This is a genomic window from Streptomyces sp. NPDC048196 (assembly GCF_040652715.1).
Classification (GTDB): Bacteria; Actinomycetota; Actinomycetes; order Streptomycetales; family Streptomycetaceae; genus Streptomyces; species Streptomyces siderophoricus.
This window is the reverse complement of the sequence record NZ_JBEZMM010000034.1, coordinates 41967-61244: the sequence shown is the minus strand read 5'-3', so window position 1 is coordinate 61244 and position 19278 is coordinate 41967. Positions and strand designations below refer to the sequence as shown.

General features: G+C 71.8%; 18 protein-coding genes and 1 tRNA gene. 13 read left to right on the top strand and 6 right to left on the bottom strand.

All coding sequences use genetic code 11. The features are described 5' to 3' along the window. Positions 1 to 451: 451 nt before the first annotated feature. Positions 452 to 1129, bottom strand: coding sequence for a phosphate signaling complex protein PhoU (gene phoU / locus AB0E02_RS27605; RefSeq protein WP_362143676.1), 678 nt, complete (start codon positions 1127 to 1129; stop codon positions 452 to 454). Positions 1130 to 1517: 388 nt separating this feature from the next. On the opposite strand from phoU, the gene AB0E02_RS27600 reads away from it, so the two are divergent. Together AB0E02_RS27600 and AB0E02_RS27595 are read left to right on the top strand one after the other, a co-directional pair. Then, positions 1518 to 2786, top strand: a complete 1269-nt coding sequence (locus AB0E02_RS27600) for an ATP-binding protein (protein WP_030414363.1) — start codon at positions 1518 to 1520, stop codon at positions 2784 to 2786. Further along, positions 2783 to 3463 carry a response regulator transcription factor gene (locus AB0E02_RS27595; protein WP_006603892.1) on the top strand — a complete coding sequence of 227 codons (681 nt, stop codon included), beginning with the start codon at positions 2783 to 2785 and terminating at the stop codon, positions 3461 to 3463. Before AB0E02_RS27600 ends, AB0E02_RS27595 begins: the two co-directional genes overlap by 4 nt. Before the next feature lie 136 nt (positions 3464 to 3599). Here AB0E02_RS27595 and AB0E02_RS27590 read toward each other — a convergent pair whose 3' ends face one another. Continuing rightward, positions 3600 to 4241 carry a DUF461 domain-containing protein gene (locus AB0E02_RS27590; protein ID WP_362143672.1) on the bottom strand — a complete coding sequence of 214 codons (642 nt, stop codon included), beginning with the start codon at positions 4239 to 4241 and terminating at the stop codon, positions 3600 to 3602. 781 nt (positions 4242 to 5022) lie between these two features. On the opposite strand from AB0E02_RS27590, the gene AB0E02_RS27585 reads away from it, so the two are divergent. The 8 genes from AB0E02_RS27585 to AB0E02_RS27550 all read left to right on the top strand — a co-directional run bounded on the left by AB0E02_RS27585 (position 5023) and on the right by AB0E02_RS27550 (position 12704). Beyond that, on the top strand, positions 5023 to 5505 hold the full coding sequence (locus tag AB0E02_RS27585; protein ID WP_003953493.1) for a CarD family transcriptional regulator: 483 nt from the start codon (positions 5023 to 5025) through the stop codon (positions 5503 to 5505). A 409-nt stretch (positions 5506 to 5914) separates the two neighbouring features. Then, on the top strand, positions 5915 to 6661 hold the full coding sequence (ispD, locus tag AB0E02_RS27580; protein WP_362143670.1) for a 2-C-methyl-D-erythritol 4-phosphate cytidylyltransferase: 747 nt from the start codon (positions 5915 to 5917) through the stop codon (positions 6659 to 6661). Further along, positions 6648 to 7169 (top strand): 2-C-methyl-D-erythritol 2,4-cyclodiphosphate synthase, encoded by a 522-nt coding sequence (gene ispF, locus AB0E02_RS27575; RefSeq protein WP_362143668.1) that lies wholly within the window; start codon positions 6648 to 6650, stop codon positions 7167 to 7169. The genes ispD and ispF overlap by 14 nt, the downstream gene beginning before the upstream one ends. A 157-nt stretch (positions 7170 to 7326) precedes the next feature. Then, positions 7327 to 7731, top strand: a complete 405-nt coding sequence (locus AB0E02_RS27570) for a PPOX class F420-dependent oxidoreductase (protein WP_362143666.1) — start codon at positions 7327 to 7329, stop codon at positions 7729 to 7731. A gap of 141 nt (positions 7732 to 7872) precedes the next feature. Further along, a complete protein-coding gene (gene cysS, locus AB0E02_RS27565; protein WP_362143664.1) occupies positions 7873 to 9267 on the top strand; it encodes a cysteine--tRNA ligase in 1395 nt (464 codons plus the stop codon). A gap of 128 nt (positions 9268 to 9395) precedes the next feature. Further along, complete coding sequence (gene rlmB / locus AB0E02_RS27560) at positions 9396 to 10349, top strand: 23S rRNA (guanosine(2251)-2'-O)-methyltransferase RlmB (RefSeq protein WP_030414369.1); 954 nt, start codon at positions 9396 to 9398, stop codon at positions 10347 to 10349. A gap of 213 nt (positions 10350 to 10562) precedes the next feature. After that, positions 10563 to 12194 carry a DoxX family membrane protein gene (locus AB0E02_RS27555; RefSeq protein ID WP_362143738.1) on the top strand — a complete coding sequence of 544 codons (1632 nt, stop codon included), beginning with the start codon at positions 10563 to 10565 and terminating at the stop codon, positions 12192 to 12194. 171 nt (positions 12195 to 12365) lie between these two features. Beyond that, entirely contained in the window at positions 12366 to 12704 is a 339-nt protein-coding gene (locus tag AB0E02_RS27550) for a hypothetical protein (RefSeq protein WP_362143659.1), read from the top strand. 207 nt (positions 12705 to 12911) lie between these two features. On the opposite strand, the gene AB0E02_RS27545 is transcribed toward AB0E02_RS27550, so the two are convergent. The 3 genes from AB0E02_RS27545 to ugpC form a co-directional block, all read right to left on the bottom strand. Beyond that, complete coding sequence (locus AB0E02_RS27545) at positions 12912 to 13640, bottom strand: nucleotidyltransferase family protein (protein ID WP_362143656.1); 729 nt, start codon at positions 13638 to 13640, stop codon at positions 12912 to 12914. 83 nt (positions 13641 to 13723) lie between these two features. Further along, positions 13724 to 14140: a hypothetical protein gene (locus AB0E02_RS27540; protein WP_362143652.1), complete on the bottom strand. Its 417-nt coding sequence runs from the start codon at positions 14138 to 14140 to the stop codon at positions 13724 to 13726. Positions 14141 to 14394: 254 nt separating this feature from the next. After that, positions 14395 to 15531 (bottom strand): sn-glycerol-3-phosphate ABC transporter ATP-binding protein UgpC, encoded by a 1137-nt coding sequence (gene ugpC / locus AB0E02_RS27535; RefSeq protein ID WP_362143648.1) that lies wholly within the window; start codon positions 15529 to 15531, stop codon positions 14395 to 14397. 179 nt (positions 15532 to 15710) lie between these two features. On the opposite strand from ugpC, the gene AB0E02_RS27530 reads away from it, so the two are divergent. The 3 genes from AB0E02_RS27530 (at position 15711) to AB0E02_RS27520 (ending at position 18156) form a co-directional block, all read left to right on the top strand. Further along, positions 15711 to 15784: transfer RNA gene (locus tag AB0E02_RS27530), tRNA-Thr, on the top strand. A gap of 201 nt (positions 15785 to 15985) precedes the next feature. Further along, entirely contained in the window at positions 15986 to 17089 is a 1104-nt protein-coding gene (locus tag AB0E02_RS27525; RefSeq protein ID WP_362143644.1) for an aminopeptidase P family protein, read from the top strand. Positions 17090 to 17511: 422 nt separating this feature from the next. Then, on the top strand, positions 17512 to 18156 hold the full coding sequence (locus AB0E02_RS27520; protein WP_362143735.1) for a pentapeptide repeat-containing protein: 645 nt from the start codon (positions 17512 to 17514) through the stop codon (positions 18154 to 18156). Between the two features lie 174 nt (positions 18157 to 18330). Here the strand turns inward: AB0E02_RS27520 and AB0E02_RS27515 are convergent, their stop codons facing one another. Beyond that, positions 18331 to 18828 carry a hypothetical protein gene (locus tag AB0E02_RS27515; protein ID WP_362143641.1) on the bottom strand — a complete coding sequence of 166 codons (498 nt, stop codon included), beginning with the start codon at positions 18826 to 18828 and terminating at the stop codon, positions 18331 to 18333. Between the last annotated feature and the right edge of the window lie 450 nt (positions 18829 to 19278).

Here is a 19278-nt window from a genome sequence, read left to right as displayed (position 1 = left end):
CCGGGGCCCGGGTGGCGCCGTGCTGTCGTGACGAGGGCTGTTGTGACGAGGGCTGTTGTGACAGAAGGGCTGTCGTGACGGGCCGCTAGCAGCCGCCGCCGCACTGGCAGGGGCCGCCCGACTGGCAGCCGCAGCTACAGCCGGAACCGCAGCTGCACCCGGCGCGCAGCGGGAGCTGCGGACGGTCGCCGGCCGTCGGGGTGTGCGGGAACGCGGGGTTCGGAGAGTCCGCCATGAGTGCCATGCATTGCCTCCTAGGGGTCACCTGACGCCATTGCATGCCCGGGTGCCGAGGCGCGTCAACGGCGCGTGGAGGCACACCGCAACGGCGCACGGTGGCGCACAGGCAGACGTACCGGGCCGGCCACGGGACTGTGCGCCCCCGGCCGGCCCGGCAGGTCCACGCGCCCCGGCCGGCCCGGCAGTTCACGCCCCCGGTCGGCGTCAGGACCTACGCGCCCTCGACCGGCGTCGCCGGGGCGATCTCGTCGGCGTGCTCACCGGTGACGAGGTAGACCACCCGCTTGGCGACGGACACCGCGTGGTCCGCGAAGCGCTCGTAGTAGCGGCCGAGCAGGGTCACGTCCACGGCCGTCTCGATGCCGTGCTTCCAGCGGTCGTCCATCAGGTGCTGGAAGAGCGCGCGGTGCAGCAGGTCCATCGCGTCGTCGTCCTGCTCCAGCTGGAGCGCCAGGTCCACGTCCTTGGTGATGATGACCTCGGCCGCCTTCGCCATCAGGCGCTGCGCCAGCTGCCCCATCTCCAGGATGGTGGCGTGCAGATCGCGCGGCACGGCCGTCTGCGGGAAGCGCAGCCGGGCCAGCTTGGCCACGTGCTGGGCCAGGTCGCCGGAGCGCTCCAGGTCGGCGCTCATCCGCAGCGAGGTGACGACGATCCGCAGGTCGGTGGCGACCGGCTGCTGCCGCGCCAGCAGGGCGATCGCCCGGGCCTCCAGGTCGCGCTGGAGGTCGTCGACCTTCTCGTCGCCGGCGATGACATGCTCGGCCAGCTTCAGGTCCGCGTCGAGTATCGCCGTGGTGGCGCGCCCGATCGCGGAGCCGACGAGCCGGGCCATTTCGACCAGGCCCTCGCCGATCGAATCCAGCTCCTCGTGGTACGCGTCCCGCATCTGTGTCCTTCTCTCGCGTCGAGTGTCGGGTGTCGTGTGTCGCGTGGGGTGGGGGAGTGCGGCGGTGGGTCCCGGCGGTGGTCCGGTGTCCACGCTCTCACGGTCCGTGTCCGCGCGGGTCCACTCCCCGGGCGGCACCGGCCCGTCACCCGGACCGCACCTCCACCCTGCGGCCGGATCGCGACCTGCGGTGCCACCGGGGGTGAACCGGCACCGACGTCAAGGTGAACTCTGGGCGACCGGCCACCGCCTCCGGGACGGCTGTCCGCCCGGCGCCGGCGCCCGGAGTGAACCCGCGCGGACGCCACGGTGAACTCTGGGCGACGGCTGCCCGAGCAGCGGCTCGCGAGGCTGGGGGAGTGTCGGACCCGGCACATACTCTGGAGTCATGAACGTGGATGCGGCCGTCGCCGCAGTGGCAGCGATCGCCGGGTTGTGCACCGGTGTCTTCGCCATGCTGGCGTTCCGCTGGAGCGAGCGCGACCAGGCCAAGCCCACCCGCTCCTCGCTCCACACGGACGCGGTGCTGCCGCCCGGCGTCGACACCGTCCTGTCGGTGCTCCGCTCCTCCGCCGTGGTCCTCGACGAGGCCGACGCGGTCGTCAAGGCCAGCTCCGCGGCGTACGCGCTCGGTCTGGTCCGCGGCGGCAAGCTCGCCGTCGAGCCGATGATGCAGATGGCCCGGGACACCCGCAGGGATGGTGAGATACGCCAGGTCGAGCTGGACCTCCCGCGCCGGGGCACCGGCCGCGGCGAGGCGCTCGCGGTCTCCGCCCGGGTCGCCCCGCTCGGCTCCCGGCTCGTCCTGCTGCTGGTCGAGGACCTCACCGAGGCCCGCCGCATAGAGGCGGTCCGCCGGGACTTCGTCGCCAACGTCAGCCATGAGCTCAAGACGCCGGTCGGCGCGCTGTCGCTGCTCTCCGAGGCCGTGATGGACGCCAGCGACGACCCCGAGGCGGTCACCCGCTTCGCCGGCCGGATGCAGAACGAGGCCACCCGCCTGACCAACCTCGTCCAGGAGCTGATCGACCTCTCCCGGGTCCAGAACGACGACCCCCTGGAGGACGCCGAGCCGGTCCGCGTCGACGAGCTGGTCGCCGAGGCGATCGACCGCTGCCGCCAGCAGGCCGGCGCCAAGCAGATCACCATGGCCTCCGGAGGAACCGCCGACCTGAGCGTCTGGGGCAACCGAGGCCAGCTCGCCGCGGCCCTGGGCAACCTCGTCGAGAACGCCGTCAACTACTCCCCGGCCCGTACCCGCGTCGGGATCGCCGGCCGGCGGATCTCCGCGCCCGGTGGCGACCTGATCGAGATCGCCGTGACCGACCAGGGCATCGGGATATCCGAGAGGGACCGGGACCGCATCTTCGAGCGGTTCTACCGCGTGGACCCGGCGCGCTCCCGCGCCACCGGCGGGACCGGTCTCGGCCTCGCCATCGTCAAGCACGTGGCCGCCTCGCACGGCGGGGAGGTCACGGTGTGGAGCGCTGAGGGACAGGGCTCCACCTTCACCCTGCGTCTCCCGGAAGCCGGGGCCGTACGCGACCGCGAACGGCCCGACGACCTCTCCGCGGAGGGCCTCGACGACGAGGACCGCCCGTACGAGACCTTCAACGATCCGCTCCCTGCCCACCCAGCCCCGGAGGTCCTTCCGTGACCCGAGTGCTCGTCGTCGAGGACGAGGAATCGTTCAGCGATGCACTGTCGTACATGCTCCGCAAGGAGGGCTTCGAGGTAGCCATCGCGGCTACGGGCCCTGACGGACTCGACGAGTTCGAGCGCAACGGCGCCGACCTCGTCCTGCTGGACCTGATGCTGCCGGGCCTGCCCGGCACCGAGGTCTGCCGCCAGCTGCGCGGCCGCTCCAACGTCCCGGTCATCATGGTGACCGCCAAGGACAGCGAGATCGACAAGGTCGTCGGCCTGGAGATAGGAGCCGACGACTACGTCACCAAGCCCTTCTCCTCCCGCGAACTGGTCGCCCGCATCCGCGCCGTGCTGCGCCGCCGCGGCGAGCCGGAGGAGGTCACCCCGCAGGCCCTGGAGGCCGGCCCGGTCCGGATGGACGTGGACCGTCACGTCGTCACGGTCTCCGGCGGCAAGGTCGACCTCCCCCTGAAGGAGTTCGACCTCCTGGAGATGCTGCTGCGCAACGCGGGCCGGGTGCTGACCCGCATGCAGCTGATCGACCGGGTCTGGGGCGCCGACTACGTGGGCGACACCAAGACCCTCGACGTGCACGTCAAGCGCCTGCGGGCCAAGATCGAGCCCGACCCGGGCGCGCCGCGCTACCTCGTCACGGTCCGCGGGCTGGGCTACAAGTTCGAGCCGTAGAGACACCATCTCGGGGGCGCCGGCGACCGCCGCACGCAGGTGCGCGCGGCGGTGTGCCGGAGTACGCGTCAGGGGCGCCCATCCGGGGGGATGGGCGCCCCTGACGCGTTGTCCGGGCCCGGTGCAGGGCCGCGGCTCAGTGCGCGCCGTGCACCGAGGCCGACGGCTTGGGGGAGATGGAGCTCGCACCGGCCTTGGGCTTGCCGGACTCCGACGGCGAGGCCGACTCGGACGGCGAGGCCGAGCCGGACGGCTGCGGCACCACGGCCGGGCCGTAGCCCTGGAAGTAGTCCTTCGCCGGGACGACGTACGCGCCGAGCTTCACCTTGCCGGCGGAGCTGAAGCTGAACGTCAGCGGCTGGAGGTTGCCGTCCTGGACGGCCTCGCGGCCGCTGGCGAGCACGGCCGAGGCGTTGCCCTGGCCGCCGATCACGACGGAACCGCCGGCGGGCACGGTGATCGCGCCCGCGGAGCCGCCGGCCGGCGTCAGCTTGGCCGACTGGCCGGTGCCGTTGACGGAGATGGCGGTCAGCTTCTGGTCCTTCGCGCCGTTGTTGAAGACCGTCGCGGTGACCACGGCCGGGCCCTTGGCGTTCAGGTCGGGCTGGGTGACCACGGAGGCGTTCTGGATCTTGATGTCGCCCGCGGAGGTCGCGGCGTTGTCCGGCTTGACCTGCAGCGTCTGGGCGTCGTTCCCGGCCGCGCAGGCGGACAGCGAGGCGATCGAGAGCGAAAGGACGGTGGCGGCGAGGACGCCGCGTCGAAGGCTGCGGCTCACGGCGGCGGCATCTCCTTGACGAGCTACGGCGGCCGAACGTTCGTGCCCGGTCGCGGATGGACGGCTGGGGCGGGCCTGCGTACGCGTCATGACGACGGGCACGTAAAGCCGCCCTAAGGGTGTGTCAGCGCCGCTAGGTTACCGAGCCGTCCCCGCGCCGCCGCACCCGACCCGCCCCCAGCGGGATCACGGGCCCCCGGCCCGCGTGCGGCCCGGGGAAAGCCGGCCGTGGTTCGGGCCCCCGGCCGGCGAAGGGACGGGAAACCGCGGCCGCCCGCGCGGAACACCCGCGCAGGCGCGGAACACCTGCCACAACCGCGATGAAGGGACACCGACAACGCGTCGGAATATCCCGGCGGCCGTTCGGGTGCCGGCCCGCCGAATCCGCGCCACTTTCCCCGGCCGAAAAGGAGTATTCGAAGGGAATGTGAAGGCCCCGCGGAATTGATCACACTGTTCGGCCGCCGGGCGGTGATCAATTCGGGAAACGGTCGGGAGAGGCCCCTGAGCAGCCGAACGGAGTAGCGGAACTCGCTCATGCGGATCCGTGCAAAACGGGACTTTCGACCTGTCGATCAGGGGCTTCCGGGTGTGTGACGGGCACGTTTCCGCTCACCCGAGAAGCCCCTCCGACCTGCGAATACCCGCCTCCCGGACCCCCTCGCAGCACGTCCCGGCCGCTGTTGTCAAGCCCCGAGATATGCCCTGACCTGCGAAAACGCCATTCAGAACGGTCCGTTCCCGTGTTAGCATGGATAGCCACGGAAGGGGTACCTGTCACATGACGTTCAAGGTTGGCGACACCGTGGTCTATCCCCATCACGGGGCCGCGCTGATCGAGGCCATCGAAACTCGCCAGATCAAAGGCGTGGACAAGACCTACTTGGTGCTGAAGGTCGCCCAGGGCGACTTGACTGTTCGTGTGCCAGCGGACAATGCGGAGTTCGTCGGCGTACGCGACGTGGTTGGTCAGGACGGGCTGGACCGGGTCTTCGAGGTGCTGCGCGCACCGTATGCCGAAGAGCCCACGAACTGGTCCCGTCGCTACAAGGCAAATCTTGAGAAGCTCGCTTCCGGCGACGTGATCAAGGTCGCCGAGGTCGTGCGTGACCTGTGGCGGCGCGAGCGGGAGCGTGGACTCTCCGCAGGTGAGAAGCGAATGCTCGCCAAGGCCCGCCAGATCCTGGTGAGCGAGCTCGCCCTCGCCGAGAACACCAACGAAGACAAGGCCGAGGCCCTGCTCGACGAGGTCCTCGCGTCCTGACGACGCTGTCCGGCGCCCCGCCGACGCAGCGACGAGCGACGTAGTGCAATGCCGCGGTGCCCGAGTGACGACCGTCCCCTGTGGAGGGTCTGTTGCCGGGCGCTGCGGCATATCTGGCTGTGAATACGGCTGGCTGTGATCCGGCTGTGAATATCGCGCTGTGACGGACCGGCGGTGAAACGGGGCCGGACCGTGAAAGGCGGGGCCGACGGGACGCCGGGCCCACCCAGGTGTGCCGGGCCCGGGCAGCTGCCCCGACCGATGTCACGGAAGGGTCCGGTCAAGGCGTCGCACCCGGCACTCCCCCAGCTCTTACGGGCCGGGGTTCTCCCAGGCCATACCCACCCCGTCCGAGGAAACAAACCTGTCTGCCCCAATTCCGGGCTCGCCCCGGACTCCGGAGCCATCGATGTCAGATCCCACCCGCCCGATCCGCACCGCCGTGGTGATCCCGGCCGCCGGCCGGGGTGTCCGGCTCGGTCCCGGCACCCCCAAGGCGCTGCGCACGCTGGGCGGCACCCCCATGCTGGTGCACGCCGTCCGCGCGATGGCCGCCTCCCGGGCCGTCTCCCACATCGTCGTGGTCGCCCCCTCCGACGGCGCCCCCGAGGTCGACCGCCTGCTGCACGAGTACCCGCTCGCCGACCGCACCGAGCTCGTCGTGGTCCCCGGCGGCCGGACCCGCCAGGAATCCGTACGCCTCGGCCTGGCCGCCCTGCCCGAGGCGATCGACGTGGTGCTGGTGCACGACGCGGCCCGCCCGCTGGTCCCGGTCGACACGGTCGACGCGGTGATCGCGGCGGTCCGCGCCGGAGCGCCCGCCGTCGTCCCCGCCCTGCCGCTCGCCGACACCGTCAAGCAGGTCGAGCCGCAGCCCCAGGGCACCCCCGAGCCGGTCGTCGGCACCCCCGAGCGGTCCCTGCTGCGCGCCGTGCAGACCCCGCAGGGCTTCGACCGGGAAACCCTGCGCAAGGCGCACGACACCGTGGTGGAGGGCGAGGGCGCCACCGATGACGCCGGACTGGCGGAGCGGCTCGGCGTACCCGTCGTGGTCGTCCCCGGTCACGAAGAGGCGTTCAAGGTGACCCGGCCGCTGGACCTGGTCCTGGCCGAGGCCGTACTCGCCCGGAGGAGGGCCACCGATGGCTACGTCTGAGCAGATCCCCGCCGGCCCGCTCGTCCCGCTCGTGGGTATCGGCACCGACGTGCACGCCTTCGAGCAGGGCCGTGAGCTGTGGTGCGCCGGGCTCCTGTGGGACGCCGCGGAGAGCGACGGCTACGGGCTGGCCGGCCACAGCGACGGCGACGTGGCCGCGCACGCCGCCTGCGACGCGCTGTTCTCGGCGGCCGGCGTCGGCGACCTGGGGGCGCACTTCGGGACGAGCCGTCCCGAGTGGTCCGGCGCCTCCGGGGTGGCCCTGCTGGCCGAGGCCGCCCGCATCGTCCGCGCCGAGGGCTTCACCATCGGCAACGTGGCGGTGCAGGTGATCGGCGTCCGCCCGAAGGTCGGCAAGCGGCGCGACGAGGCCCAGAAGGCGCTCTCGGCGGCCGTCGGCGCGCCGGTCTCGGTCTCCGGGACCACCTCGGACGGGCTGGGGCTGACCGGCCGGGCCGAGGGCCTGGCGGCGGTTGCCACGGCCATCGTCTTCCGTACGACGGCGTAATCCGGCCATGGTGTGATCCGGAAGGCGCGGGTCCGATCGGCCCAACAGCGGTCGGTCGGACCGGCGGCGACCGGCGGGAATGCCGGGCGGCGCAGGGGTGTTGAGGGAGGATCGGAGTGTTCGTGTCCCTCGGAACGGCCCGCAGGAAGGACCCCTCGTGACTGCCACCCTGTCCGACGACCTCAAGAAGCTCCTCGACACCCCGGTCTTCGTGACCGTGGCGACGATCCAGCCCGACGGCAGCCCCCAGGTCTCGCCGGTGTGGGTGAAGCGGGACGGTGACGACCTGCTGATCTCGACGACCGTCGGCCGCCGCAAGGAGGCCAACGTCCGCCGGGACCCGCGCGTCTCGGTGGTCGTCCAGCCCTTCGACGCTCCGTACACCTACGCCGAGATCCGCGGTACGGCCTCGCTGACGACCGAGGGCGGGCCGGAGCTGATCGACGAGCTGTCGCTGAAGTACACCGGCAAGCGCTATGCCGAGTTCAATCCGGAGGCGGGCAAGGACGCCCAGCGGGTGGTGGTCCGGATCACGCCGCGCAAGGTGGTCGGCCGTATCTGAGGCCGCCCGTGGCGGACGGAAGCGCCCGCGGCGGCCTCGACTTCAGGCCTTACTTCCGGCAAATCGGGCGGATATGACGGTTCTGTGTCCCCGTGGCCGATGCGTCGCGGGGCACTCCCGGGTTCCGACTACCCTGGTTCCGTGACGATTCGCCTGTACGACACCAGCGCCCGGCAGATTCGCGACTTCTCCCCGCTCACGCCGGGCTGCGTCTCGATCTACCTGTGTGGTGCGACCGTGCAGGCCGCCCCGCACATCGGGCACATCAGGTCGGGACTGAACTTCGACATCATGCGCCGCTGGTTCGCCCACCGCGGCTATGACGTGACGTTCGTCCGGAACGTCACGGACATCGACGACAAGATCATCGCGAAGTCGGCCGAGCAGGGCCGCCCCTGGTGGTCGATCGGCTACGAGAACGAGGTCGCCTTCAACGAGGCGTACGACGCCCTCGGCTGCCTGCGCCCCACCTACGAACCGCGCGCCACCGGCCACATCCCCGAGATGATCGAGATGATGCGCGGCCTGATCGAGCGCGGCCACGCCTACGCCGCGGACGGCAACGTCTACTTCGACGTCGCATCCTTCCCGGAGTATCTCCAGCTCTCCAACCAGGAGTTGGACAAACTCCGCCAGCCGTCCGGCGAGGGCGAGACCGGCAAGCGCGACTCCCGCGACTTCGCCATGTGGAAGGCCGCCAAGGAGGGCGAGCCCAGCTGGGAGACGCCCTGGGGCCGCGGCCGGCCCGGCTGGCACCTGGAGTGCTCGGCGATGGCCCACAAGTACCTGGGCTCCGCCTTCGACATCCACGGCGGCGGCGTCGACCTCGTCTTCCCGCACCACGAGAACGAGATCGCGCAGGCCAAGGCCTTCGGCGACGACTTCGCCCGGTACTGGACCCACAACGCCTGGGTGACCATGGGCGGCGAGAAGATGTCCAAGTCGCTGGGCAACTCCCTGCTGGTCTCGGAGATGGTCAAGCGCTGGCGCCCCATCGTGCTGCGCTACTACCTCGGCACCCCGCACTACCGCTCGATGATCGAGTACAGCGAGGACGCGCTGCGCGAGGCCGAGTCGGCGTTCGCCCGGATCGAGGGGTTCGTCCAGCGGGCCGTCGAGAAGGCCGGCGTCGTCGAGCCCGCGGCCGAGCTCCCGCCGGCCTTCGCCGAGGCGATGGACGACGACCTGGGCGTCCCGCAGGCGCTCGCGATCGTGCACACCACCGTCCGCCAGGGCAACTCCGCGCTGACCGCCGACGACAAGGAATCGACGGTGGCCCGGCTCGCAGAGCTGCGCGCGATGCTCGGCGTGCTCGGCCTGGACCCGCTCGACGAGCGCTGGTCCGGCGGCGGCACCGACCGCGGAGAGGACCTGCACGGCGTCGTCGACTCCCTCGTCCGCCTCGTCCTCGACCAGCGGCAGTCGGCCCGCGCGCGCAAGGACTACGCCACCGCCGACGCCATTCGCGACCAGCTCCAGCAGTCCGGCCTGGCCATCGAGGACACCCCCTCCGGCCCGCGCTGGTCGCTGTCCTGACCCCCGTCTCGCCCGTGGGCGGCCCATCGGATTCGCCCTTCCCGGCGGACACGGGCGACACTCATTCCATACGTACGTACCCACTCCACGTCGCGAGACGTCGAGAGCAGTGAAGAAACAGGTGACCCATGGCCGGCAACAGCCAGCGCAGGAACCGCCGCACGTCCAACAAGAAGGGCGCCCAGGTCGGCAGCGGCGGTAAGCGGCGCCGGGGCCTGGAGGGCAAGGGCCCGACCCCGCCCGCCTCCGCGCGCAAGGGACACGTCAAGAACCGGGTGGCCAACGCCAAGGCCAAGCAGGCCGCGGCCCGCCGTCCGGCCCCCCGCCGTGGCGGCGCCAAGGGCACCGCCGAGCTGGTCGTGGGCCGTAACCCGGTCGTCGAGGCGCTGCGCGAGGGCGTGCCCGCCACGACGCTGTACGTCCAGCAGTTCATCGACAGCGACGAGCGGGTCCGCGAGGCGCTGCAGCTCGCCACCGAGCGCGGCCTCAACCTCCTGGAGGCGCCGCGCCCCGAGCTGGACCGGATGACCAACGGCCTCAACCACCAGGGCCTGGTCGCCCAGATCCCGCCGTACGACTACGCGCACCCCGAGGACCTCGCGGCGGCCGCCTTCGACGCCGGCGAGGACCCGCTGATCGTCGCGCTGGACGGGGTCACCGACCCGCGCAACCTCGGCGCGGTCGTCCGCTCCGTCTCCGCCTTCGGCGGCCACGGTGTGGTCGTGCCGGAGCGCCGGGCCGCCGGCATGACGGCCGGCGCCTGGAAGACCTCCGCGGGCACCGCCGCCCGCACCCCGGTCGCCCGGGCCACCAACCTCACCCGCGCCCTGGAGTCGTACCAGAAGGCCGGTCTGACCGTCGTCGGCCTGGCCGCGGACGGCGAGCTGGAGCTGCAGGACGTCGAGGCGCTGGACGGCCCGGTCGTCATCGTCGTCGGCAGCGAGGGCAAGGGCCTGTCGCGGCTGGTCGGCGAGACCTGTGACCTGCGCGTGCGGATCCCGATGCCGGGCGGCGCGGAATCGCTGAACGCCGGTGTCGCGGCCGGTGTCGTCCTGTGGGAGGCGGCCCGCCGGCGCGCCTGACCGGGCCCGTGGCCCGGGGGGGCGCGTACGTCCGCGTACCCGCCCCCAGGGCCCACGCCGCCGCGCCCCGATCCTGGCCACCCTGGGGCACAACCTGACCCTCCGTGGGCCTTTTGGACGCTCATCCCGCATCCCGTGATCTTTTGACGGGTCTCGGACAGATCGACCCGGTCAAGGCAGTGTCTTAACCGCGGGTCACTCGGTTAGATGAGCGTGGACACCAGAACACCCCGCACGCCTACGGGGGGACGCTCGCCGGGCTTCGATGACGAGCCGGGCCTGAGCTCGGTCAAGGTGCCGTGCGATCCCGCGCAGGTCATCGTCAACCACGCCAGCTTCCGGGTACAGCTCGCCGCGCCCGCGGCGGGTGACGCCCTGGCCGACACCGCGCGCATCCCCGCCGTCCGCGCACCGTCCTCCGGTGCCAGACGCCGGGCACCCGTGGTGTGGAGCGGCCGCACCACACCGGGCGGCACGGCCGGCGCCACCACCCAACTGCTGCACGCGGTGCGCAACGCGGGCATCGGCCTCGACGGCGGCCCGGGCGACGACGTCGGCACGACCCAGGTCCTGCCGCGGGTCCGGCTCGACGAGTCCGCCCCCGCCCAGACGACCGTGATCGGCCAGCGCGGCCCCGCCGAATCGGACCGCACCCTGCTGCGCGGCGTACGCCCCGTGGGCAGCGCCTACGCCGACAACATCGGCGGGCCCCCCTACCGCAACCCCTACAGTGGCCGCGGCCTCGCCGAGGATGTCTACGACGACGACCACTTCGAGGCCCGGGACCCCTACGACACCGGGTCCCGCCGTCGTGGCGCCGACTCCGTCCGGCACGCCTACTATCCGGGCCGCCGGATGAACCTCGGCGTCGTCCTCCTCCCGCTGCGGATCTTCCTCGGCCTGATCTCCGTCTACGCCGGCATGGGCAAGCTCTGCGACCCCGTCTACTTCGACGGCGGGGAGCGCGGCTCGATGGTCAAGTGGCTGCAGTCGCTCGACCCGTGGGCGCTGGCCGTACCGCTGCGCGACTTCGCCGTCGCCCACCCCGTGGGCGCCGGCCTGACCGTCGCCTTCCTCCAGGTCGTCGTCGGCGTCCTGACCATCTGCGGACTGTGGCAGCGGCTCGCCGCGTCGATCGGTGCGCTGCTCTCCGCCGCACTGCTGATGACCGTCAGCTGGCGCACGGTCCCCGCCTACGACGCGCCCGACATCATCTACCTCGCCGCCTGGAGCCCGCTGATCATCGCGGGCGCCCCCGTCTACTCCATGGACGGCCGGTTGGCCGGCGAGGCGTGGCGGCGGCTCGGGCCCCGCGTGGAGGTCGCCGACCTGCGCCGCCGGGTACTGCGCCGCGGCGCGATGATGACCACGATGGTGGCCGGGCTGACCCTGCTCATCGGCTCGCTGCTCGGCGGCGCCGTACGGTCCGCGACGGTCACGCCCGTGCCGAGGCCCGGTGAGCCCGCGATCAACAACCTGCCCGGCTCGCCCCTGCCCCGCCCCGGCAAGAACACCGCCCGGCCGGGCCGGCACCACCCCGGCAGCGGCGCCTCCCGTGCCGGCACGCCGTCCGCGGACGCCTCGCACAAGGCCCACAAGCCCCGCCCGTCCGCGTCGACGCCGGGCGTCGGCCGCTCGACGGGCGCCACGACCGGCCTCTCGCAGCAGCCCGGCGCGACCACCAGCGCCCCACAGCAGACCGTCCCGACCCGTCCCTCCGTCCCCTCCCACGCCCCCTCCGCGGGCGGCACCGGCGGCGGCACGACCGGCACCGGCTCCACGGGCTCGGCCGGCTCCGGCGACTCCGGCGGCCGCGGAAGCACCCTGGGCGGGTTGCTGGGCTGAACTTCTGGCCAGGGGGCTCTTCGCCTCCCCACCCCTCAGGTTTCACCGTCGCCCACCCTCTTCGGGGGTGGGCGACGGTATGTGGGGCCGGGGTCACGGCTCGGCAATATCGGCGCAGGGCTTTTGCGGTGCGGGCATCATGTGCTGACCGACCAGCGAATGGGGCCCGGCATGTCGTCTCAGAAGCCCGCTCCCAAGCCACCTCAGCCGCCGCGCGGTGCACCGATATCCCTCGACGGCGACGGAACCCTGCGGGTCAACCAGTGGCGGGCTCCCGCGCGGGGGGCCACCGTCCAGACCATCGACGGCACGGGCAAGCGGGTCACCGTGACCCGGCTGTTCGTGACCGGCGTGTTCGCCTTCGCCTTGAAGAAGAAGACCGGCGCACTGTCCGTCGTGGTCTGTGCGGCGGACGGGGACAGTGCAACGGTGAAGGTCTCCGCGAAGAAGGCGCAGAACGTCATGGCCTGGGCTGTCGCGTTCAACGCCTGGTCCGAAGCGAACAGCTGAGGAGCAGCGGCCGCCCCGGCTGCCCCGAGCGGCTGCGTAGGGCCCGCGAGGCGACGCGTGCGGCCGCCAGGGGCCCGTACGCAGTGAGGGGGGAGCCCGGAGTCGACCGGCGGGCGTTGAGGGCTCGCAGCGGCCGCTCAGGGCGTTCAGGCGGCGTAGGGGCGCCGCGTGGGGCAGCCGCGGCATACCGGGGCACCCGTAGGACCCTCAACGCCCCTGCGCGCCCAGCTCCTTGGCGGCCTCGGTGAGGTCCTTGGCCGTGTCGATGGCGCGCCAGTACGCGCCGTGCGGAAGCGGGTAGCCGGCCAGTCGGCGTTCGCGGGCGAGGCGCGGGAAGGTCATGTGCTCGTGGTCGCCGCGTACCGGCAGCAGGCCCCTGAAGGCGGCGGAGAAGACGTAGACGCCGGCGTTGATGAGGTACGGGGAGGGCGGCGCCTCGATGAAGTCCAGTACGTGCCCGAACGCGTCGGTCTCCACGATTCCCCAGGGAATGCGGGGGCGGGCCAGCGCCAGCGTGGCCTCGGCGTCGCGTTCGTGGTGGAAGGCCGCCATCTCGCGCAGCGGGAAGCGGGTCCAGATGTCGCCGTTGGTGGCGTACCAGGGTTCGTCCGGGCGGGGCAGCGAGCCGGCCGCGTACTTGAGGCCACCGCCGCGGCCCAGCGGCTCGCTCTCGACAACCGTCGTGACGCGCAAGGGGAGTTGCGCGTGGTCCAGCCACTCCTGGAGCACTTCGGCGAGGTGGCCGCAGGAGATGACGACGTCCGTCACGCCCTCTTCGGCCAGCCAGTTCAGCTGATGGCCGATGATCGGGGTTCCGGTGCCGGGAATCTCGACCATCGGCTTGGGGCGGTCATCGGTGTACGGGCGGAGACGTGAGCCCTGGCCGCCGGCCAGGACCACGGCCTGCGTGGGGTACGAATGCTGGACGCCTGTCATGCTTCGCACCTTATGGGGTGCGAGGAACGGTCGGGGGCTGAGCGGGACGGGGAGCGGTCAGTGGCTGGGCGGGGTCGGAACGGTCACTGGGCGCCGGCGACGCCGGTGGCGAAGGACGTGTCGCAGACCGGGCGGGAGTAGGCCTGGGCGCGGTGCGCGGCACCGTACTTGGCGACCGCGGCGCGGCCGAGGTCACGTGCGATCGAGGCGCAGTGCCTGGCGAGCGAGGGGTGCTTGGTGGTCGCCTTCTGGAGATCGGTGAGGGCGACGCCCGGGTCCTTCTCCTGGAGCTCGACCAGGAGGCGCTTGCGCAGGGCCTCCTGCGGGGCGGCCGGGTTGGCCTTGGTGGAGGCCGTTCCGGAGGACGCGGTCAGCATCTGGGAGTCGGTGACCGTCGTCGCCCACGGGACCCGGGTGACCGCGAGGGTCCCGGAGAGTACGAGGACGACGGGGAGGACGAGGGCGAGGGTTCTGCCGATGCGGCGGGCTGCGGAGTTCACGGTCGTGATGGTAGCGAGGAGTGATGATTTGGCGACATTTGGTCACCTTATCGAGCGACGTAATGCCTCGTCGGTCCAGTAGTGATGTTGACGCACTGGTACGAAAAGCCCGTTCTGTCCCGGTGGCACGGGCGCCGCACGGCCCTGAACGCAGCGGTGGCGGTGCCGGGTCCTACCCGCCACCGCCACCCCTCACACGCGGCCCACCCGCTCCGGGTTCACGGCCCGGTGCGACGCGCCCAGCGCGCTCCCGCTCAGTCGGACAGGCGCTCCCCGGACGACGTCGAGAACACATGCGTCTCGCCCGGCCGCGGCACGACGTGCAGCTGGGTGCCCTTCTCCGGCACCTGGCGGCCGTTGACGCGGACGACCAGGTCCTTCACCTCGCCGCCGACCTCCGCCGTGCCGTACACATAGCCGTCGGCGCCCAGTTCCTCGACGACGTTGACGGTGACCGCGAGGCCGGCCGGGGCGTCCGCGCTCTCCTTGGACAGCGACTGCGCCGCGGCGCCGTTCTGCTCGACGATGTCGAAGTGCTCGGGGCGGACGCCCACGGTCACCGTGCGGTCACCCTTGTCGGCGGCCGCGGTCAGCGCCTCCCGGCTCACCGGTACGACGCTGTTGCCGAACTTGACCCCGCCGTCGGTGATCGGCACCTCGACGAGGTTCATGGCCGGCGAGCCGATGAAGCCGGCCACGAAGAGGTTCGCCGGCCGGTCGTACATGTTCCGCGGCGAGTCGACCTGCTGGAGCAGCCCGTCCTTGAGGACCGCAACCCGGTCGCCCATGGTCATGGCCTCGACCTGGTCGTGAGTGACGTAGACCGTCGTGATCCCGAGCCGGCGCTGCAGCCCGGCGATCTGCGTACGGGTCTGCACGCGCAGCTTCGCGTCCAGGTTGGACAGCGGCTCGTCCATCAGGAAGACCTGCGGCTCCCGCACGATCGCCCGGCCCATCGCGACCCGCTGCCGCTGACCACCGGACAGCGCCTTGGGCTTGCGCCCCAGGTACTCGGTGAGGTCCAGGATCTTCGCCGCGTCCTCGACCTTCTGCCGGATCTCGGCCTTCGGCACGCCGGCGATCTTGAGCGCGAAGCCCATGTTGTCGGCGACGGTCATGTGCGGGTAGAGCGCGTAGTTCTGGAACACCATGGCGATGTCCCGGTCCTTGGGCGGAAGGTGGGTGACGTCGCGGTCCCCGATGCGGATGGCGCCCCCGTCGACGTCCTCCAGTCCCGCGAGCATCCGCAGGGAGGTGGACTTGCCGCATCCGGAGGGGCCGACCAGGACGAGGAATTCGCCGTCCTCGATGTCGATGTCCAGCTTGTCGACGGCGGGCTTGTCGGAACCCGGGTAGATCCGGGATGCCTGGTCATAGGTGACCGTAGCCATGGTGATGAGTCCCTTCACCGGCAGGAACGTGCCGGACGATCCGAGTAAAAGGAGTGGTTTAGTCCACTGATGCGGACTTCCCCGTGACGCTACCCGCGACGGCCCTCGGTGTCAGTAGTCCGTTCTCACAAATTAAGGAGCCGGGCACCCGGCCCGCCTGGGTACACTTCTTCCGGCACGCCTCCTTAGCTCAGCTGGTCAGAGCACCGCTCTTGTAAAGCGAAGGTCGTCGGTTCGAATCCGACAGGGGGCTCTGAATGTGAACGTAAAGGGATGAACGGGACGAAGCCCCGGGCCGGTGGTGGCCTGGGGCTTTGTGTGTTTCGCCGGGGGTTGGGGGCGCTTCCGGAGTCGGCCGGGAGGGGCGTGGGGGCGGCGAGGAGTCGCCCGTTGCGGCGGGTTTTGGGTGGTGTGGTGGGGTGCGCGGCGTAAGTTCGCCGGCATGGTGACTTCGATGACGCATGAGGACTACGAGCGGCGGTTGGAGCGGGCGGGGCGGGCGGCGGCCGTTGCCGGGCTGGCCGGGCTGCTGGTGACGCCGGGGCCGGATCTGGTGTGGCTGTGCGGTTACCGGCCGCCCGCGGTCACCGAGCGGCTGACGGCACTGCTGATCGAGCCGGGCCGGCGCTCGCGGCTGCTGGTGCCCGTATTGGAGCAGCCGGATGCTGAGCACGCCGTCGGGGCGGCCGCGCTGGACGTGTCCGGGTGGAGCGATGGCGCGGACCCGTATGCGGAGCTCGCCGAGTGGATGCGTCCGGAGGGGCGTTACGGGGTGTCCGACGCGACCTGGGCGCTGCATCTGCTGGGCCTCCAGCGGTCGCTGCCGGGGGCGGCGTACGCGGCGCTGACGGAGGTGCTGCCGATGCTGCGCGCCGTCAAGGACGCCCACGAGGTGGCGCTGCTGGCAGCCGCCGGGGCGGCCGCGGACGCGACGTACGAGAAGGTCCTGGGCGTTCGCTTCGAGGGGCGGCGGGAGTCGGAGGTGGCCGCGGACCTGACCCGGCTGCTGATCGAGCACGGGCACAGCCAGGTGGACTTCACGGTCGTCGGGTCGGGCCCCAACGGCGCCAATCCGCACCACGAGGCGGGGGAGCGGGTCATCGAGGACGGCGACATGGTCGTCCTTGACTTCGGCGGGCTGAAGGACGGGTACGGGTCGGACACGTCGCGCACCGTTCACGTGGGTGAGCCGTCCGCCGAGGAGCGCAAGGTGCACGACATCGTGCGGGAGGCGCAGCAGGCGGCCTTCGAGGCGGTGCGGCCGGGCATCGCCTGCCAGGACGTCGACCGGGTGGCCAGGAGGGTGATCAAGGCGGCGGGTTACGGCGAGTACTTCATCCACCGGACCGGGCACGGCATCGGGGTCACCACGCATGAGCCGCCGTACCTGGTGGAGGGCGAACATCTGCCGCTCGTACCGGGGATGTGCTTCTCGATCGAGCCGGGGATCTATCTGCCGGGGCGGTTCGGGGTGCGGATCGAGGACATCGTGACGTGCACGGAGTCGGGCGGCCGGCGGCTGAACGAGACGGCTAGGGAGATGGCGGTGGTGCGGTAGGGGATGTGGCGGGGGGAGGGGGGGTGTGACTGGGGCTGGGGCCCGGCGGCCTGGGGGCGGGCCGGGCCCGGGCTCGGTCGGTCTGCGATCTCGAGTTCGGTTGGGGGCGGTGGTTGGGGTCGGCGGTTGAGGGCGTTGGGTGCGGGTGCGGGTGCGGGTGCGGGTGCGGGTGCGGGTGATGGTGAGGGGCGAGGCTGGCGGTTGAGGGGTCTTTGCGCTGGTCAGGGGGCGTTGTCAGTGGGGTGGTTCACGATGGGTTGCGACGGGTTCCGACGGACGAATGCCCGCGGAGTGTGACGGGTTCCGACGGGTGGATCTCGGGCGGAGTGTGACGGGTTGCGTTGCGCGGGTGCGGGACGGGCGACGCGTAGGTGGTCGAGGGTGAAAGGGGTGATCGCGTGGCCGGGCGCGGTAAGGAGACGGTGCGGGCGGTGCGGCGTCCGGAGGTGCGGCTGCCGGAGCTGGTGGCGTACGACGGCGGGGAGTTGGAGGAGGACGGGGATTACGACGGGCTGGAGTTCGTGGACGCCGACTGGGCGCGGCAGTCGGCGCGTGGCGCGCGGTTCATGGACTGTGCGCTGCGTCGTTGCGGGCTCGACGAGACGGTGCTGGCCCGGGCCCGGATCATCGACAGTGTGCTGAGTGGGGTGCGTGGGGTCGGGACGGACCTGTCCGGGGCGAGCCTGCGCGATGTCGAGGTCTCGGACGCCAGGCTCGGCGGGACGCAGTTGCACGGGGCGGTCCTGGAGCGGGTGGTGGTGCGCGGCGGGAAGATCGACTTCCCGAATCTGCGGAGCGCGAAGCTGCGGGATGTCGCCTTCGAGGGGTGCGTGCTGATCGAGGCGGACTTCGCGGGTGCAGAGCTGGAGCGGGTCACGTTCGACGACTGCACCTTGGCGCGGATCGATTTCTCCGAGGCGCGGATGAAGGACGTCGATCTGCGCGGCGCGGCGGCGGTGGACATCGCGCGAGGGATCGACCGGCTGTCGGGGGCGGTGATCGGTACGGCCCAACTGCTGGATCTGGCACCGGCGTTCGCGGCACAGGTGGGGGTGCGGGTGGAGTAGGGGAGGAGGGGAGGGGAGTAAGGGACGCGGGGAGGCAGAGAGGAGCGGAATAGGGGGAGGGGTGGAGCTGAACAGGGGGAGGGGGAGAGGGGGCGCTGGCGGGTGGGCTGTGTTGGTGGAGCTGCGTTGAATGTTTCTTTTCGGGCGGCCGGTGTGCGGGCGGTCCGGTGGGAGTCAGACGCGGGGGAAGCGGGACTGGAGGTCCCAGATGACGGGGTTGTCGCCGAGGCCGTCGTGCATGTCGGTGAGGTCGGCGATCAGGTCGTGCAGGAAGTCGCGGGCCTCGCGGCGGAGCGCGGCGTGGTTGAAGGTGAGCGGGGGCTCGTCGGCCGGCATCCAGTCGGCGTCGACGTCCACCCAGCCGAAGCGCCGCTCGAAGAGCATCCGGTCGGCGGATTCGGTGAAGTCGAGCTCGGCGTGGACGGGACGGGCCGAGCGGCTGCCGCGGGGGTCGGTGTCGAGCTGCTCGACGATGTCGCAGAGCGCCCAGGCGAAGTCGAGGACCGGCACCCAGCCCCAGGCGGTGGAGAGTTCGCGGTCCGCCGTGGTGTCGGCGAGGTAGACGTCGCCGCAGAAGAGGTCGTGGCGGAGCGCGTGTACCCCCGCGGTCCGGTAGTCCGTTTGCGGTGGGTCCGGAAAGCGGCGGGAGAGGGAGTAGCCGAGGTCGATCACGCCTTGATGGTGTCACGCCGGTTGGCGGGCGTTGGCGGGCGGACGTCCGCACCGGCACGGGCCGGGGCCCGGCACCACTTGCGCTGACCACGAACGGCACCGACTTGCGCTGACCACGACCGGCACCGACTTGCGCTGACCACGACCGGCACCGACCGGCACCGACCGGGACGGGCCGGGATCCACCGGGATCGGCACCGACCGGCACTGACCGGGACTGGCATCGACGGGCACGGACGGGGGCCGGCACCGACCGGGACCCACCGGGACCCGCGGGGATGGGCACCGACCGGCACGGGCCGGGATTGGCATCGACCGGCCCCGACCGGAACCCACCGGGACCCACCGGGATCGGCACCGACCGGCACGGACCGGGGCCCGGCACGGACCGAGACTGGCACCGACCGGGACCCGGCACGGGCTTGCACCGACCGGGACTGGCACCGACCG

Excerpts from the sequence above, each read along its gene's own strand:
- phoU (WP_362143676.1), bottom strand. The coding sequence starts at position 1,129 with ATGCGGGACGCGTACCACGAGGAGCTGGATTCGATCGGCGAGGGCCTG.
- AB0E02_RS27600 (WP_030414363.1), top strand. The coding sequence starts at position 1,518 with ATGAACGTGGATGCGGCCGTCGCCGCAGTGGCAGCGATCGCCGGGTTG.
- AB0E02_RS27585 (WP_003953493.1), top strand. The coding sequence starts at position 5,023 with ATGACGTTCAAGGTTGGCGACACCGTGGTCTATCCCCATCACGGGGCC.
- ispD (WP_362143670.1), top strand. The coding sequence starts at position 5,915 with ATGTCAGATCCCACCCGCCCGATCCGCACCGCCGTGGTGATCCCGGCC.
- ispF (WP_362143668.1), top strand. The coding sequence starts at position 6,648 with ATGGCTACGTCTGAGCAGATCCCCGCCGGCCCGCTCGTCCCGCTCGTG.
- rlmB (WP_030414369.1), top strand. The coding sequence starts at position 9,396 with ATGGCCGGCAACAGCCAGCGCAGGAACCGCCGCACGTCCAACAAGAAG.
- AB0E02_RS27550 (WP_362143659.1), top strand. The coding sequence starts at position 12,366 with ATGTCGTCTCAGAAGCCCGCTCCCAAGCCACCTCAGCCGCCGCGCGGT.
- AB0E02_RS27545 (WP_362143656.1), bottom strand. The coding sequence starts at position 13,640 with ATGACAGGCGTCCAGCATTCGTACCCCACGCAGGCCGTGGTCCTGGCC.
- ugpC (WP_362143648.1), bottom strand. The coding sequence starts at position 15,531 with ATGGCTACGGTCACCTATGACCAGGCATCCCGGATCTACCCGGGTTCC.
- AB0E02_RS27525 (WP_362143644.1), top strand. The coding sequence starts at position 15,986 with ATGACGCATGAGGACTACGAGCGGCGGTTGGAGCGGGCGGGGCGGGCG.